17 protein-coding genes are annotated in these 16,063 nt (G+C 34.9%); 4 read left to right on the top strand and 13 right to left on the bottom strand.

The window, feature by feature from the left end:
• Positions 1-38: 38 nt before the first annotated feature.
• The 12 genes from menA to P700755_RS15790 all read right to left on the bottom strand — a co-directional run bounded on the left by menA (position 39) and on the right by P700755_RS15790 (position 12,434).
• A complete protein-coding gene (gene menA, locus P700755_RS15735) occupies positions 39-953 on the bottom strand; it encodes a 1,4-dihydroxy-2-naphthoate octaprenyltransferase (RefSeq protein ID WP_015025627.1) in 915 nt (304 codons plus the stop codon).
• A 2-nt stretch (positions 954-955) separates the two neighbouring features.
• Positions 956-2,293: an adenylosuccinate lyase gene (gene purB / locus P700755_RS15740; protein ID WP_015025628.1), complete on the bottom strand. Its 1,338-nt coding sequence runs from the start codon at positions 2,291-2,293 to the stop codon at positions 956-958.
• 111 nt (positions 2,294-2,404) lie between these two features.
• A complete protein-coding gene (locus P700755_RS15745) occupies positions 2,405-3,082 on the bottom strand; it encodes an SIR2 family NAD-dependent protein deacylase (RefSeq protein ID WP_015025629.1) in 678 nt (225 codons plus the stop codon).
• 4 nt (positions 3,083-3,086) lie between these two features.
• Positions 3,087-3,863, bottom strand: a complete 777-nt coding sequence (locus P700755_RS15750) for a carboxypeptidase-like regulatory domain-containing protein (protein ID WP_015025630.1) — start codon at positions 3,861-3,863, stop codon at positions 3,087-3,089.
• A gap of 59 nt (positions 3,864-3,922) precedes the next feature.
• Positions 3,923-5,683 carry a DEAD/DEAH box helicase gene (locus tag P700755_RS15755; RefSeq protein ID WP_015025631.1) on the bottom strand — a complete coding sequence of 587 codons (1,761 nt, stop codon included), beginning with the start codon at positions 5,681-5,683 and terminating at the stop codon, positions 3,923-3,925.
• A gap of 68 nt (positions 5,684-5,751) precedes the next feature.
• A complete protein-coding gene (gene rdgB, locus P700755_RS15760) occupies positions 5,752-6,324 on the bottom strand; it encodes an RdgB/HAM1 family non-canonical purine NTP pyrophosphatase (RefSeq protein WP_015025632.1) in 573 nt (190 codons plus the stop codon).
• Positions 6,325-7,656 carry a DUF58 domain-containing protein gene (locus P700755_RS15765; protein ID WP_015025633.1) on the bottom strand — a complete coding sequence of 444 codons (1,332 nt, stop codon included), beginning with the start codon at positions 7,654-7,656 and terminating at the stop codon, positions 6,325-6,327. It lies immediately after the preceding gene.
• Positions 7,656-8,642, bottom strand: a complete 987-nt coding sequence (locus P700755_RS15770; protein ID WP_015025634.1) for an AAA family ATPase — start codon at positions 8,640-8,642, stop codon at positions 7,656-7,658. Before P700755_RS15770 ends, P700755_RS15765 begins: the two co-directional genes overlap by 1 nt.
• Positions 8,643-8,645: 3 nt before the next feature.
• Entirely contained in the window at positions 8,646-9,848 is a 1,203-nt protein-coding gene (locus P700755_RS15775) for a DUF4350 domain-containing protein (protein ID WP_015025635.1), read from the bottom strand.
• Positions 9,841-10,614: a hypothetical protein gene (locus tag P700755_RS15780; RefSeq protein WP_015025636.1), complete on the bottom strand. Its 774-nt coding sequence runs from the start codon at positions 10,612-10,614 to the stop codon at positions 9,841-9,843. Before P700755_RS15780 ends, P700755_RS15775 begins: the two co-directional genes overlap by 8 nt.
• Positions 10,604-11,485 (bottom strand): hypothetical protein, encoded by an 882-nt coding sequence (locus P700755_RS15785; protein WP_015025637.1) that lies wholly within the window; start codon positions 11,483-11,485, stop codon positions 10,604-10,606. Before P700755_RS15785 ends, P700755_RS15780 begins: the two co-directional genes overlap by 11 nt.
• Entirely contained in the window at positions 11,460-12,434 is a 975-nt protein-coding gene (locus P700755_RS15790) for a stage II sporulation protein M (RefSeq protein WP_015025638.1), read from the bottom strand. The genes P700755_RS15785 and P700755_RS15790 overlap by 26 nt, the downstream gene beginning before the upstream one ends.
• Positions 12,435-12,466: 32 nt before the next feature.
• On the opposite strand from P700755_RS15790, the gene P700755_RS15795 reads away from it, so the two are divergent.
• Both P700755_RS15795 and P700755_RS15800 read left to right on the top strand, forming a co-directional pair.
• Entirely contained in the window at positions 12,467-13,180 is a 714-nt protein-coding gene (locus P700755_RS15795; protein ID WP_015025639.1) for an RDD family protein, read from the top strand.
• Positions 13,180-13,809 carry a trimeric intracellular cation channel family protein gene (locus P700755_RS15800; RefSeq protein WP_015025640.1) on the top strand — a complete coding sequence of 210 codons (630 nt, stop codon included), beginning with the start codon at positions 13,180-13,182 and terminating at the stop codon, positions 13,807-13,809. The genes P700755_RS15795 and P700755_RS15800 overlap by 1 nt, the downstream gene beginning before the upstream one ends.
• A gap of 2 nt (positions 13,810-13,811) precedes the next feature.
• Here P700755_RS15800 and P700755_RS15805 read toward each other — a convergent pair whose 3' ends face one another.
• The gene (locus P700755_RS15805) at positions 13,812-14,528 is read right to left on the bottom strand and encodes a peptidylprolyl isomerase (protein WP_015025641.1); all 717 of its coding nucleotides are present in this window, start codon (positions 14,526-14,528) and stop codon (positions 13,812-13,814) included.
• Here P700755_RS15805 and P700755_RS15810 point away from each other — a divergent pair.
• Together P700755_RS15810 and P700755_RS15815 are read left to right on the top strand one after the other, a co-directional pair.
• A complete protein-coding gene (locus P700755_RS15810; RefSeq protein ID WP_015025642.1) occupies positions 14,516-15,154 on the top strand; it encodes an NUDIX hydrolase in 639 nt (212 codons plus the stop codon). The genes P700755_RS15805 and P700755_RS15810 overlap by 13 nt on opposite strands.
• 41 nt (positions 15,155-15,195) lie before the next feature.
• Positions 15,196-16,023: a lysophospholipid acyltransferase family protein gene (locus tag P700755_RS15815; RefSeq protein WP_015025643.1), complete on the top strand. Its 828-nt coding sequence runs from the start codon at positions 15,196-15,198 to the stop codon at positions 16,021-16,023.
• Positions 16,024-16,063 lie beyond the last annotated feature (40 nt).

A 16,063-nucleotide genomic window follows, 5' to 3' on the forward strand; every position in this document is an offset into this window, starting at 1 on the left:
TAAATCATCAAATTCAGTTTTTCCAATACTGCTTTCGGTTAAAATTCTAAGAATACTATCCAAAATAAAATAAAACCAAGTGCAAAGGTACTTAAAGCTACTTTTTTTAATTCAGGATCTAAGGTTTTAGGATCCGTATAGTGGTATATCTTCCTAAGATGAATTGCTAAAGGAACGAAGGCTAGCAAAGGTAGTAATATTAAATAGTAACTAGAATAGGAGTCTAGATTAAGAAAAATTACCATACATATGAAAGCCACAAGAATCAATGAGAAATGATAAATTTTTGCAAATTTTTTCCCGCCTTTAACTACTAGAGTCATTTTTTTTGAATTGCGGTCACTCAATTCATCTCGCATATTGTTCAAATTCAAAACTGCGCTACTCAATAAACCTATGCTAATTGCTGGTAAAAATAGCCAAACGTCTAATTGTTTTGTCATCAGAAAATTAGACCCTAAAACACTTACGATTCCAAAAAAAAGAAAGACAAATATATCTCCTAAACCTTTATACCCATAAGCAGAATCGCCAACCGTGTACTTAATAGCGGCAATAATTGCAGAAACTCCTAAGCCAACAAATAGCAAACTCAGTAAAAAGTTTTCTTTTCCGAAACTAGTATAAATTAAGCTCAAGGCTAGTATGGCTGTTATAATTGCTGTTAAAATGATACCCTTCTTCATCTCCTTAGCAGAAATGGCTCCGCTTTGTAAAGCTCTCACAGGGCCAATTCGTTCATCGTTGTCGGTTCCTTTAATTCCATCGCCATAATCATTTGCGAAATTCGATAAAATTTGTAACCCCAAAGTTGTTGCAATGGCTAACCAGAAAATATATGTATCAAATTGATTGGACGGCAAAGCAAGAGAAGTCCCTACCAAAATTCCAGATATGGATAGTGGTAAGGTTCGTAATCTAGCTGCTGAAATCCAAGCTGCTGTTTTACTCATGTTTAAATTCCTGTATAATTGGAAGGCGTAATGGCTTTAAGTTCAGCCTTAATAATTCCAGATACGTCAAGTGTATCAATGAAAGATAAAATGCTTTTTTCGTCAATTTTAGAATGAGTTCTAGTCAATCCTTTTAGAGCTTCATAGGGATTTTCGAAACCTTCGCGTCTTAAAATCGTTTGTATAGCTTCCGCCACAACCGCCCAGTTGGCATTCAAATCTGCTTGTATTTTATCTGGATTTAAAACTAATTTATCGAGTCCTTTTCCTGTGGATTGAAGTGCAATAAGCATATGACCTAGAGGTACCCCCAAATTTCTTAAAACTGTACTGTCTGTCAGGTCTCTTTGAAGTCTACTTATAGGTAGTTTTGCAGAGAGATGCTCTAGTAGAGCATTGGCAATACCTAAATTACCTTCAGAATTTTCAAAATCAATTGGGTTTACTTTGTGAGGCATTGCTGAAGATCCAATCTCACCTTTTTTTATCTTTTGTTTGAAGTAATCCATTGAAACATAGCTCCAAATATCCTTATTCAGATCTAGTAAAATAGTATTAATTCGTTTCATAGCGTCAAAAGAGGAAGCCATGTTATCGTAATGTTCTATTTGAGTTGTTGGAAATGAATGTTTTAACTTAAGACGTCTTTCTACGAAATCTTTTCCAAAAGCTTTCCAATCAATATTTGGATAAGCTACTTTATGCGCATTAAAATTACCTGTAGCTCCGCCAAATTTGGCAGACGATGGAATAGTTTTCAGTTGATTTAACTGTTCTTGAAGTCTCACTTCAAATACTTCAAACTCTTTGCCGAGTCGAGTAGGGGAGGCGGGTTGACCATGAGTTCTTGCCAGCATAGGGATATCTTTCCACTCTTTTGCTTTTGTTTTAATTTTTTCTAAAATATCTTCCAATTGTGGAATATATACGTCCTGAACAGCCTCTAGCAAGGTTAAGGGGATAGCTGTATTGTTGATGTCCTGAGAGGTTAATCCAAAGTGAATAAATTCTTTAGAGGCTTTTAAATCTAAATTATCCATTCGATCTTTGATAAAATATTCTACAGCTTTTACGTCATGGTTGGTAATGCTTTCAATGGACTTAATTTTTTGAGCATCTTCTATACTGAAGTCTACATAAATTGCTCTTAATTTTGGATATAGGGAAGAATCAAAGCTTTTTAGCTGTGGAAGTGGTAGTTCACATAGCGCTATAAAATACTCTATTTCTACCCTTACTCTATATTTTATTAAAGCATGTTCGCTAAAGTACTTTCGGAGAGATTCAGTTTTGTTGGCATACCGGCCATCTATTGGGGAAATTGCATCAAGCGAATTCATGTAATATTATTTTATTTCGCTAGCAAATATAAGCTTTCATAATCATATTTTTATGGAATATAGGCTTACTTTTTATGGCTTTTCAAGTTATAGAATTCGAGTGTATGCTATTTAAGCTAAAAGCTTTCGAACCAATTTATCTACTCCTGTGGTTGCTTTTTCAGCGTATATATGTACATCAGTTGATTCTGATATGGAGGGATTGGGATCTATAAAATAAATAGGGGTAGAGGAGGGAGCGAAATCGATAAGTCCAGCGGCTGGATAAACCTGCATGGAGGTTCCAATAATGATAAGGAGATCAGTTTGTTTTAAAATGTCAATTGCTTTTTCCATCATTGGTACGGCTTCTCCAAACCAAACCACATGTGGTCTTAATTGGTGATGGTGTTCACAAAAATCTCCAAGATTTAAATCCTTCTTCCAATTATAAATAAGATGATGGTCAAAGGTGCTTCTGACTTTCATAAGTTCACCATGAAGATGAGTTACTTGGGAACTTCCAGCACGTTCATGAAGATCATCTACATTTTGAGTAATGATATCTACCTTAAATTTCGTTTCAAGATCTACTAAACGCTGATGTGCTAAATTGGGTTGAACAGCTAGTAATTGCTGCCTCCTTTTATTATAAAAGTCTAAGACTAAACTAGGGTTTTTTTCAAAGGCTTGTGGTGTAGCAACTTGCATAACATCATGACCTTCCCAGAGTCCGTCGTGGTCTCTAAAAGTCTTTACACCACTTTCTGCACTTATACCTGCTCCAGTAAGTATGCTGATGTGTTTCAAATTATTATCTATTAATGGCTCTGTATTCCTCGAAACAATTGCTTACAGCATCAAGCACTTGCAAATCGTTTGCAGTGGTAATAAAGTCTCGAGAATAATTGCATTTTTCCAAAACTTGATCTATGTCGTCTCTACTGATTTGTAAAACTGCGGAAAGGGTTTCACGGTCAAATTTATCTTGAAGGATATCCTTTATACTTTCGTTCATTTTCATTTTTCGTAAACGTCGCATTTGCTTTTCTTTACTGCTAAATGTTTTGTAGAGTAAATCTGCAGGATTGGAAATAGATTGAAGTACTTTAGAAATAGCGCTTTTTTGGTAGTTGCCGCCTTCGTATGCATAATCTAAACCTGAAATACTGTATCTATAATTATCGTAGATAGGAATATTTCTGGCATCGATCTCCAAATAACCAGTCAATTGGATTTCTTGAAGTTTTACTTCCTGAAGTGCGATTGCAGATTCTGTCATCTTGATTTTTACATCACCAAACTTAACCCAATCTTCAGTAATTTTTACTTGAATAGATCTAAAACCTAAATAAGAAAGATAAATCGTATCACTAATATGAGCTTTCACATTAAATTGACCATCTTTATTAGTAATAGACCCTCTTACCGTATTGATATTTACAATATTTACGTTTTCCAAAGGTTTATCATTGGCAGCATTCATCACAATACCTGTTATGGTTTGAAGCTCTTTTTCTTGGCTACAAACTAAAGTGGTGAAAGTGATAATCACCAATAAACTTAAAATAGTTTTGAATCTCATACTCATAAAAATAGTCATTTTGAAGCGATTAGACAGCTTCAAAATGACTTTTTTAGACCCTAAATTTAGTTCTTTTTTCGTCTTCTTTCAAAAGAACTCTTAACGTTTGATCCTCCTGGTTTTTTACCTTTAAAATCGGAAGAATTATTCTTGTCAAATCGTTTTCTAGGTTTGCGATCTCGTGACTTATCGCCACCTTTTCTACCACCGCCACCACCGCCGCTCTTTTGATCTTTGGTGATCTCAACATTTACATGTCTACCTTTTAACATAAAGCTTTCAAAAACGCCCTCCACTTTTTCAACATCATCTGTCGCAACATTGAAGAATGAAAAGGTGTTTTTAACATCAACCTTAGCAACTCCATCACGATCTAGTTCCAACTGATCCTTTAGGAAGTCCTTCATCGACATCCAGTCGAAACCATCTTTCTCACCAATATTTATGAAAAATCGAGTTTCATCTCCGTAATCTTTTCCTGAGGAATAAGACTCATCAGCAGAGTGTTGAACTACTTTTGGAGCATTCTTATAATAATTATGAAATCTTGAGAATTCAACAGAAAAGAATTTTTTAATAATATCTTCCTTGCTTAGTTCTTCAAATTCAGCTTCTAGATTTGGGATAAAAGGATCTATTGCATGATTGATCTCAGTCTTTTTAATCTCGTCTGCCAAATGAAATAATTGACGTTTACAGATCTCATCTCCAGAAGGTAATTCCTCTTGAGTGAATTTCTGTCCGATCATTCTTTCAACTTGCTTAATCTTTCTCACTTCACTTTTAGTGACAATGACTAAAGATTTACCTTCTTTACCAGCACGACCAGTTCTTCCACTTCGGTGAGTGTAAATTTCAATTTCGTCAGGGAGTTGGTAATTGATCACGTGTGTGATATCGTCTACATCAATTCCACGAGCAGCAACATCTGTTGCTACTAACATTTGGATTTGCTTTCTTCTAAAACTGTTCATTACCATATCTCTTTGAGCCTGGCTCAAATCTCCATGTAAAGCAGAAGCGCTGTACCCATCTTCTATGAGTTTTTCAGCCACTTTTTGAGCGTCTCTTTTGGTTCTACAAAAGACAACAGCATAGATGTCTGGATTGGCATCAACCACACGTTTTACCGCGCTATAACGATCTCTACCACCCACGATAAAATACTCGTGACTTACAGATTTTGTAGAGATATTTTTCTGGCCAACAGTGATCTCCTTTGGATTTTTCATGAATTTTTTAGCGATAATCGATACCTCTTTTGGCATCGTTGCACTAAATAACCATGTGTTTTTTTGATCGGAAGAATGGGACAGAATTTCTTTTATATCTTCAAAGAAACCCATGTTCAACATTTCATCCGCCTCATCCAAGATACATATACTGATATTTGAAATATCAATAATGTTTCTCTGGATCATATCTTTCATACGTCCAGGAGTCGCTACAATAATTTGTGCCCCTTTTTTAATTTGTCTGGCTTGATCAGTGATGCTCGCGCCTCCATATACAGCAACAGTACTTAGGTTTTGGTAGTATTTTGAATACTGTTTTAGCTCGTTGGTGATTTGCATACACAATTCACGAGTTGGAGACAAAATTAAACCTTGTGTTTTTTTGGAATTGAGGTCAATGTTCTGAATGAGAGGAAAACCGAATGCGGCTGTTTTTCCTGTACCTGTCTGGGCAAGTGCAACCATATCGGTTGACTCTTCGAGTAAAACAGGAATTGTTTGTTCCTGTACTTCACTCGGGGACTCAAATCCTAAATCTTCGATTGCTCTCAAGATTTCAGGGCTTAAGCCTAATGATTCAAATGTAGTCATATATATTTTAAAAATAAATGCAAAGGTATGTATTCCTATATTGGTAATGCCAATTTATTGTATTTATTTTATGCTTTCAAAAATTCTATAAGCTGTTGGAAGGCTAAACTCCTATGACTTATTTTATTTTTCTGATCCGATTGCATTTCAGCAAAAGTTTGTTTGTACCCTTTAGGTTTAAAAATAGGATCGTACCCAAATCCATGGTTTCCAGACTCTTCTTTCGTAATTTCTCCTTCACAAATCCCTGTAAATTGGTGTTCTACCCCTTGGTTTTTATAGTAAATAACTGTTTTAAACCTTGCCGATCTGTCTTTAAATTGTTCTAGATCCTCAAGGAGTTTTCTTTTGTTGGCGTCATCGTTTTTATCTTCTCCAGCATAGCGAGCCGATTTTATCCCAGGTTTACCGCCCAAGGCTTCCACTTCCAATCCTGTATCATCTGCAAAACAGGGATAATTGTATTTCTTCACAATTGCCTCAACTTTAATTTTTGCATTAGCTTCCATGGTACTTCCATATTCTTCAATGTCTTCCACATATCCTATATCGATTAGTGATTTAAGCTGAATGTGCTCAGGTAACAAGGCTTGAATTTCTTTTACCTTGTTTGGATTATGTGTAGCGAAAATAAGTGTCATTTATAAAAGTCCTTTTGCTTTGATTTCTAAATATTTGTTGATAGTGTTTACAGATAGATCTTTAGGTTTTGTCAAGATGGCTTGTATGCCATTTTTTTCCAATTCCTTTACCATAAGCTTTTTGTTGTAAACGAATTCTTGAGCAATTGTTTTATCGTAAATCTCACTCACTTTGCTTGTTTTAAGTGAAGCCATATCCTCCAATTCAGTATTTTGAAAGAAAATAACCACCAAAAGGTGAGATTTGGCAATAGCTCTAAGGTAGGGCATTTGTCGTTTTAAACTGGTAATATGCTCAAAGTTTGTGTACAACATCAATAAACTACGCTGCGCAATCGTTCGTTTACAATTGGCATAGAGTCGATTAAAGTCAGAAACCGAAAAACCAGTATTTATTCCATATAAGGTTTCCAAAAGTGTATTTAAATGTGTTTTTTTGGAATTGGCAGGAACATAGTTACGTACTGTTTCTGCAAAAGTAAGCATCCCTACTTTGTCGTTTTTCTTTAGGACGATATTACTGAAGGCAAGTGAAGAATTTATCGCATAATCCAATAAAGATAAACCTTCAAAGGGCATTTTCATCACACGGCCAACATCAATGATGTTATATATGGGCTGTGATTTTTCATCTTGATATTGGTTTACCATCAAACGTCTATGCTTGGCTGTGGCCTTCCAATTGATCGTGCGAATATCGTCGCCTGTCACATAGTTTTTAATTTGCTCAAACTCCATGGTATGACCAATCTTCCTGATCTTTTTCATCCCATATTGGCTCATTTTCTGATCGATAGCCATAAAATCTAATGCTCTCATCTGCATAAAGGAAGGGTATACTTTTACCAAAGATTCATTTTCAAACCTAAAGCGCCTTTTGACTAACCTTAACTTTGTACTCACATAGCAGTTGAGAAAACCAAATCTATATTCACCCCTTTGAACTGGTGTTAAGGTATAAGAGAATTTATCTTTTGAGTCTGCCTGTACAGTCCAAGATTTTAAGAAATCTCTCTTTTGAAATTGTTCCGGAATTTCATCTATAATATCCGTGTGGATTGTAAATGGATAAAGATTGGTAAGTCGAATACGGACAGGATTGGCATCGCTATTCGAAAATTTATGAGCGACTTCCCGAGAAGCATAAAAACCATTTCTTCGGTAAAGTCTGTAAAGATCTATAGCGAAGACAATACTAAATACTACTATAAGTATAGTGCTAATGGTGAAGAGGCTATGAAACCAAAACGAAAGCAAATACAGCCCCGAAAAACCATAAAGGATTTTGAAGAAAGTTTGACCGAAATAAAGAGATGAAAAAAATTGACGCACTATCTAGGGATTTCTATAGTATTTTGGATTAAATCAATGACTTGCTCTGGTGTAGTCCCTTCCATTTCTTTTTCTGGAGACAGAATAATTCTATGGTTTAATACCGGTTTAAGGCTGGACTTTACATCTTCGGGGGTTACAAAATCTCTACCTTGTATAGCGGCAAATGCCTTTGCTGCTTTCAATATAGATAATGAAGCTCTAGGAGAACCTCCTAAGATGAGATGGGGATGAGATCTAGTTTGTAAGACAATTTCTGCCACATAATCGAAGATTTTATCCTCTACAATAATATCGTGTATTTGATCTCTGAATTTTAAGAGTGTTTCAACATCCATGACGGCTTTGACCTCATCCATGGGTGACTTTGACTTGCGTAAATGATGAGATTTGAGAATTTTCACTTCTTCTTCTAAGTTTGGATAGTCGATTTTTAACTTGAATAAAAAGCGATCCAGTTGAGCTTCAGGCAAAGCGTAAGTACCTTCTTGATCTATAGGGTTTTGTGTAGCTATTACCATAAATGGTGGTCGCATTTTGTACTCAACGCCATCCATAGTAATCTGTTTTTCTTCCATTACCTCAAACAAAGCGGCTTGCGTCTTAGCAGGAGATCGGTTAATTTCATCAATCAAGACAATATTAGAAAAAATAGGGCCTTTTTTAAACTCAAAATCAGAGTTATCAGTTTTTAATACAGAAGTACCTAAAACATCACTAGGCATTAAATCTGGCGTAAATTGAATTCTGCTAAAACCGGTATGAATGGATTTAGCAAACAATTTGGACGTTATAGTTTTGGCAATCCCTGGCACACCTTCAATGAGAACATGGCCATCGGTTAGTAAGCCTACAATGAGTAATTTTATAAAATCTTCTTGACCTATAATAACTTTAGCCAGTTCACCTCTTATGGCTTCAACTGAATTTTTTAATTCATCTAAGGGTATTCTATTATTGAATTCTAGTGGGTTTTCTTCTTGCATAATTTAATAGTTAAAATGGGATATTTTCTGATCCAAATTTATGAGTTCTTTTTCACTAATGGTTTCTGAGGTATTTATAAATTCAATATATTTAAATAATTCCTCTAAGTCTTCATAATTCTGATTTGTTTTTTGCGACAGATCTTTTAGAAACCTAGCATCCACCTTTTGAGTTGATAGTCCATAACGATTTCTGATTTTATCTAGAAACGACTGAATTTGTTTTTGGGCGATAGCTTTATGGTCTTTTTTATCTAAATACATACCAGCAATGGTTTGTGCAAATTCCCGAGATTTATTTTCGACTAAAGCTATAATTGGGATAGGTCTTTGTTTTCTTTTACCACCAAATAAAATAAATAAAATCGAGGATATGATAATTAAATAGTAGGCCGTTTTCAAATAGATATTGGAGAGTAAATAATATAAAGGATTTGTTATTTTTTCCTTGCCTGCCTTATAGTAATTATCCCAAAGAATAGGTTCATCAAAATCAATATAATTTAAGATTCTTGCTGTATAATCACTATTGGATCCATCTACCATAAAATAGTTGGTAAAGGTTTGGGGAGCTAGGTGACATAGAAAATAGCCATCACCCCAGCTCACCTTTATAAAATTGATATGACGAGCATTCTCATCTTCACTTTCTTTTAATGTGGATTGAGCTAATCCTAGAGATTGAGTTTTTGCTGAATCTATTTCAGAAAAGTAAAGATATTCAAATGCCTTTCTGGACTTTTTGGCCGATTCTAATTGAAGGTGTTCTTCTACTAAATTGAAGCTTGGCTGATATTCTATTTGAGAATTGCTCAAGTAAAAACTTATGTCAACACCTAAAGTATCCAAAAGGGATTTAGGAATTCCCTGAGAGGCTATAAAAGCTGTATTTCCATGATCCACCCATTCCAAAAGTTGATCGATTTCTTCTTTGGTAAAATTGATATATTCGTTCAAGAAAAAATAAGTACCCTTTTGTTGAACGCTATCTTGAAAGCTCTCAAAGGGAGATTTTTCGACATGTTGAATATCGGTGTCTAAAGAAGATAAGCTTTTGTAAAAGACCTCTGTTCCTAAAGCTCTATTGTCTGTATGCACATAACTGGGAAACCAATCTACAGGTTTTTCGGTGGTAGCATCAAGGACAATGATTAAAATGATAACTCCAATTAATCCGATGATTAAGCCTTTGTTGCGTTTATCCATCAGCTTTTAGATTTTTAAGGTTGATGATTAAATTTTCAGATCGGGATTTGATTTTTTTGAAATCAGATACATTCAATTCAAAGTCTCCATACCAGACAAATTCATATAATCGAGACAGATAGTTAAAGTCTGTTTTGATTATATCTTGAGTGATTTCAGATTTATAATCAGAATTGGTTTTTTGAAATTGATAGTCAATTATTTTTTTCTCCCTTAAATGTTTCAAGGTATTTAGAAATAAATAGCGAGAAGCTAACCTGTAATTTTCATTCTGCTCGGCTTCTTCCACCAAACTCAATAGGTCTTTTTGTCTTAAAAGCTGTTCCTCTTCAGATAAGTTGACCAGGTTTTGATGTTGAGCACTTGTTTTTTGTCTAGAACTATAGTATTTGCTAAACAACCAAATAATGAGCACACCAATACCTATAATAACGAGAATTTTTAAAATTAAAGCCACGTAATTCCAAAGGTTTCCCTCTTCTATACCAGACAGCAACCAATTCAAAAATTTATTCCACTGTAAGTTTAGCCAATTTTTAAATTTATCCCATGCTGAAGGCTCAACGATCGTTTTGAAGTAATTATAATTATCATCAGTCTTATAGGACTCTATAATACTTTTATCAAATTCGATAGGTGTAGTATCGAGTTGAAGGCTTTCTTTCTGTAAAATAGGTGCAGAGTATAGTGCAGGAGGTAAGCCTCCTAACTTCAAAAAGAGGAGTAAAAACACGAATAGTCTAATGGCTTTTGTTTTAATTTCCAATGCCGTCTATATCTTCTAGAGTACCAGTTTTGTTGTGGATCTCATTCAAATTAAAATAAATTAAAGCCAGTGAAATAAGAGTGATTAATCCTAAGATATATTGAGCAATGGAAGCGAATATATACAAGCTAAGGTATAGCCAATTATTTCCTAAGCCTAGAACCCCAGTTGTATCACCACCTTCTTCAAGTGACGTAAATGTTTCTACAGCACTTAATATGACTACTGGAAGTTGAAATATTCCGCCTATAACTGATACTAATATACTTATGACTAAAATGGTTGCAAAAGTAATCCACCAATTTTGTTTTATGAGTTGAAAACATTCAGAAAATGCATCAGAAAAGGATTTCTCTTGAAAGACGATTATCGAAAAAATTAAGGATAAAGGCACCACTAAATATACGCCTGGTAGAAAGCATAATAAAAAACCAATAAAGCAAAGGATACCAAAGACGAATAAACTAAGAAGGGTTTGACCAAAGAAACGTCCAATATTTAAACTCACCTCCTCATCCTTGATCTCTCCTTTATTATCGACATAGCTTTTGATAATACTATTGATCGTAGTTAAGCTCATTGCTGTGTAAGCTATGGAAGTTAAAAAAACGAGAAGTAAGGAAAATCCAGTATTCTGAAACGTATTGAGTAAAAAGGCTTCGGCGCCATTTTCTAAAAGCAAATTGGCAGAGTTCAATGAAGTATACTGATAATAGGTGCCAGTCGCAACTGCAAGGAGTAATAGCCATCCCACGTGTTTTAAATATAACCTGAAAATAGTTTTATACTCTTGCCTTATGAACTTAAAAGTATCTGAGATAATGGCACCAAGATCTCGTTGTTTTTTAAAGAGGATGTAATTGTTCAGCATGTTTTTTATAAATTATGTGTGGTAAAAAGACGTAATAATAGAGAATAAGAGCTAAAGACGATATAATAATTAATATAGCCAACCAATCTGGCATGCCAGTTAAACGGGTAACAAAACCTTCTAAAAATCCAGCTATGATGAAAAAGGGTATCGTGCTTATAACAATTTTGAGCCCAGCTTTTACTCCTTGAATAAAAGATTGGAGTCTTGTGTAGGTTTTTGGAAATAGGAGACTCTTTCCCATAACTAGGCCAGCGCAGGCAGCAACGATAATAACAGAAATTTCTATAGTGCCGTGAATCCAGATGGTTCTTGCAGATTCCCATAGCAAGCCTTGGTCATAAAAAAAATACTGAAAAGATCCAAGCATAATTGCATTTTGTAAGATGATGTAGACGGTACCTAACCCAGCAAAAATACCCGCAATAAATGCATAAAGAGCCACTTTTATATTATTTATAGTAATGCCAAGAAACATATCTGTTTCGTTGGATTTTTTGTACACTGCCATAGGGTCCCCGTTTTGGATATTATCGATAGTGGAGTTGACATAGGCATCTCCCAGAATTAATCTCACAAAGGCATCGTCGGAGGATGCAGAATAAGCTCCTATAGCGGTAAAACTCGCAAAAAGAATAAAAGCGAGTAAAAGCATCGAGCGGTGCTTGTGAAAAAAAAGTGGAAATTCTTTAAAGTAAAATTGAAATATTTTGTTCTTGGATTCCTTTTTGGTTTTATAAATCTTCTGATGAGCTCCTACAGAAAGCTCGTTGAGATAAGCTAAAGTTTCACTGTTAGCGTAAAAAGTTTGGGCGTAATTTAGATCTTCGTTCAGTTCCACGTAGAGTTGAGATATCTCATCTGGTAAAATATGAATATTATTTACTAGAACTCTTTCGAATTTTAACCATTTGTCTTTATTTTGCTTAACAAAAGCGGCCTCACGCATCTTTATTAAATTTATTCAAAGAAACGCAATTCATGAGTCATTTTCAAATAGAAACTGCACAAAATGTGAAGATTCAACAAAATGTAGCTACAGTCTGGGATAGGATTCTAGCTTACATCATAGATTTTACTATTATCCTAGCTTATGTATTTGCTACTATCGCTGTGATGAGTGGGCTAAACGTCTCTCCTTTTGAGGGTTTTGCCACCTCTCTTGTCATCGGTTTGCCTCCGTTTCTATATCATTTATTGATGGAAACTTTTCTAAATGGACAAAGCGTAGGTAAAGCATCCATGCATTTGCGAGTAGTCAACCTAGATGGCTCAAAGCCTCAATTTTCTGGATATTTAATTCGTTGGTTATTTAGGATTATAGACATAAGCTTGGTGAGTGGTGCTATTGCGGTTTTGGTTATTTTGCTAAATGGTAAAGGACAACGGCTTGGCGATCTTGCTGCGAAAACAGCAGTGATTTCTGAACGAAGGAAAACAGGCTTTGATAAGATGTTGAATTTCGAAATTGAAGAGTCTTACACTCCCCGCTATCCACAAGCAGCCTCGATGACAGACAAAGATGTGAGGAAAATTAAAGCTGTTTTTGATAAAGCTCATAGAAAATCCGATCACTTTATCATTATAAAACTCAGTGACAAAGTAGCCTCTCAATTGAACATTAAACTAGACCAATCTCCACAAACATTTATACAAACCCTGTTAAAGGATTATCACTATTATAGTACTCGCTAATGGATTACATTTTAATTTTAGACATTTTAGGAGTTATCGCTTTTTCTATATCGGGTGTATTGTCCTCGTTAAGAAAGCGAATGGATGCTTTTGGTATTTTGATTATTGCTTTTGTGACTTCGGTAGGAGGGGGAACTTTAAGGGATGTTCTACTAGGTCTTCCAGTCATGTGGATGCAAGATATGACTTACGTGTATGTGATTATAGTGACAACAGTTCTGGCTGTGATTTTTAGAAAAAAATTATCTTATTTAAGAAAATCACTTTTTCTTTTCGATACTTTGGGAATAGGTTTATATACGGTTGTAGGGGTCGAAAAAGGTATTTCTCAGGAGCTACCTGCAATCATTTGTGTAGCCTTAGGCACGATGAGTGCTTGCTTTGGTGGAGTTATTCGGGATATTTTATGTAACGATATTCCCCAGATTTTCAGAAGGGAAATTTATGCAACTGCCTGTATTTTAGGTGGATTGAGCTATTTTGTTTTTCTAAAACTCAACTTCCCAGAGAGCCTGATTTTTTTCATTTCAGGATTGGTCGTTATTATTGTTAGACTCTCTGCGGTGATCTTTAAAATATCTCTGCCTTCTGTCTACAAAAAAGATGAGGATATTAGGGATTACTGGTAAGTTTACCGAATCACTTTCATGTCTAGGCCTACGTTGGTGAGTGGCCATTCGCTTCCATCGGTTTCCATATCGTCTATTTTTTCTATCACTTCCATGCCTTTTATTACTCTCCCAAAGACCGTATGATCTTGGTCTAGATGATAAGCGCCATCAAGTTTTGTGACAATAAAAAATTCAAAAGGAGAAGAGGCATTACTTATATTTTGCTCCGCATATTTTGCAGCGGATAAAGTACCATAATCGTGTTTATGCCGACTTATAAATTCATTGGGTATTAAAAAATTGCCTAAAGCATTTCTAAAGTCGTATGTGCCCATTCTATCGCTATTTCCACCTTGTATCACGAAATTATTAGCGACTCTATGAAAAACAGTGGTGTCAAAATATCCAACTTTAACCAGTCTTATAAAATTCGCTCTGTGTAAAATAGGCTCAGCATAAAGCTCTACAGTAAAGGATCCCTTATCGGTGATCACCTCAACAATAGTTTCAGGATTGTCTTCGGCGTAGGCCTTTAGAAATGGTATTAATTCTTCTTGTGTTATTGTTTTGATTTTTGATAAATCTCGATCACTTTGTCCATTAGAGGGAATATTGACTTCAACTTTCTTTTCAGTCATTTTTTTCTCAAGGCTGCTTTGTATAGTTGAATTATCTTTGTTTTCTTTACAAGATGTAAAAACGAATACTATACTTAGAATTAAAAATGGAATTTTCATCATTAGAATATTTAATCACAAAATTAAAGAAAATAGAGCTTCCTGGCGAATCTTTTCATTACCAACTCGCGCCTTTATTTCGTCAAAAAGAATTGGAAACCTTAAGTGAGAAACGAAAAAACGCCAATTATGCTGGGGTAATTTCGCTATTATACCCTAAAAATGGTGAAATACATATGGCTTTCATCTTGAGGAAAACTTACAAAGGGGTGCATTCAAATCAGATTGGATTTCCTGGTGGGCGCTATGAAGAGGTTGATTTGAATCTTGAACGAACAGCCTTAAGAGAAACGGAAGAAGAAATTGGAGTAGAGGCAAACAAGATTAAATTGATAAAGCCACTTACACAGCTTTATATACCACCTTCCAATTTTTTGGTTTATCCATTTCTGGGCTATGTTGATTTTGAACCAAGTTTCGTTTTACAGGAAAGTGAAGTGGAAAATATGATAGAAATCCCTCTGTCCATTTGTTTAGATAAAAACAATTTGAATACAGAAATCATTCAAGCTTCTTACGCTAAAAATGTAGAAGTACCTGCTTTCAATTTTAACGGTAATGTGGTTTGGGGAGCTACTGCTATGATTTTAAGTGAAATAAGAGAACTCTTTTCTAGGATAGCATAAGCCTATAAAACCGTATATTTGAAAATTAATTTTTTTGAGATATGGGCTTATTAAAGAAAAATCCTTTTGGACATTATCTGTTTTTAAAAAAGTGGATAATAAGGATTATGGGTGGAATGACCCATCAACGTTATCGAGGTTTCAATGATCTCCAAATAGAAGGATCTTCCATTTTAAAAAATTTGCCCGATAGAAATGTCTTGTTTGTATCCAACCACCAAACTTACTTCGCAGATGTGGTTGCTATGTATCATGTGTTTAATGCTTCCTTAAGCGGAAGAGATGACAGTATTAAAAACGTAGGCTATTTATGGGATCCTAAGTTGAATATTTACTACGTCGCAGCTGCTGAAACAATGAAGAAAGGTTTCTTGCCAAAAATTCTAGCCTATGCAGGATCCATAAGTATAGATAGAACTTGGAGAGCTGATGGGCAAAATGTAAATCGCCAAGTAAAAATGAGCGATATTTCTGATATAGGAAGAGCTTTAGATGATGGTTGGGTCATCACCTTTCCTCAAGGCACGACGAAACCCTGGAAACCAATAAGAAAAGGAACAGCCTTCATCATAAAAAAATACAAACCTATTGTTATACCTATAGTTATAGATGGCTTTAGACGTTCTTTCGATAAAAAAGGAATCCGTATCAAAAAGAGAAATATTCTTCAATCTATGGTCATTAAAGAGCCACTAGATATAGATTATGATACTGAAGGAGTGGATAGCATTATAGAAAAAATTGAATATGCTATAGAGCAACATCCCTCGTTCCTTAAGGTGATTCCAGAAAGTGAAATTGAAGCTCACGAGTCGCTAAACGAGAAGCGTCGCTATAGCGCCGATACCAATAAAGATAAAGATTTGTAGTTAAAACTAGTTTAAACCCAAACTTTGTTTTTGTTTTCAG

This window comes from Psychroflexus torquis ATCC 700755, assembly GCF_000153485.2.
GTDB lineage: Bacteria > Bacteroidota > Bacteroidia > Flavobacteriales > Flavobacteriaceae > Psychroflexus > Psychroflexus torquis.

Bases quoted from the DNA above. Each gene is read 5' to 3' on its own strand.
- P700755_RS15750 (WP_015025630.1), bottom strand. From the start codon at position 3,863: ATGAGTATGAGATTCAAAACTATTTTAAGTTTATTGGTGATTATCACT.
- menA (WP_015025627.1), bottom strand. From the start codon at position 953: ATGAGTAAAACAGCAGCTTGGATTTCAGCAGCTAGATTACGAACCTTA.
- rdgB (WP_015025632.1), bottom strand. From the start codon at position 6,324: ATGACACTTATTTTCGCTACACATAATCCAAACAAGGTAAAAGAAATT.
- P700755_RS15810 (WP_015025642.1), top strand. From the start codon at position 14,516: ATGGAATTTTCATCATTAGAATATTTAATCACAAAATTAAAGAAAATA.
- P700755_RS15795 (WP_015025639.1), top strand. From the start codon at position 12,467: ATGAGTCATTTTCAAATAGAAACTGCACAAAATGTGAAGATTCAACAA.
- P700755_RS15775 (WP_015025635.1), bottom strand. From the start codon at position 9,848: ATGGATAAACGCAACAAAGGCTTAATCATCGGATTAATTGGAGTTATC.
- purB (WP_015025628.1), bottom strand. From the start codon at position 2,293: ATGAATTCGCTTGATGCAATTTCCCCAATAGATGGCCGGTATGCCAAC.
- P700755_RS15815 (WP_015025643.1), top strand. From the start codon at position 15,196: ATGGGCTTATTAAAGAAAAATCCTTTTGGACATTATCTGTTTTTAAAA.
- P700755_RS15755 (WP_015025631.1), bottom strand. From the start codon at position 5,683: ATGACTACATTTGAATCATTAGGCTTAAGCCCTGAAATCTTGAGAGCA.
- P700755_RS15770 (WP_015025634.1), bottom strand. From the start codon at position 8,642: ATGCAAGAAGAAAACCCACTAGAATTCAATAATAGAATACCCTTAGAT.
- P700755_RS15800 (WP_015025640.1), top strand. From the start codon at position 13,180: ATGGATTACATTTTAATTTTAGACATTTTAGGAGTTATCGCTTTTTCT.
- P700755_RS15790 (WP_015025638.1), bottom strand. From the start codon at position 12,434: ATGCGTGAGGCCGCTTTTGTTAAGCAAAATAAAGACAAATGGTTAAAA.
- P700755_RS15805 (WP_015025641.1), bottom strand. From the start codon at position 14,528: ATGAAAATTCCATTTTTAATTCTAAGTATAGTATTCGTTTTTACATCT.
- P700755_RS15785 (WP_015025637.1), bottom strand. From the start codon at position 11,485: ATGCTGAACAATTACATCCTCTTTAAAAAACAACGAGATCTTGGTGCC.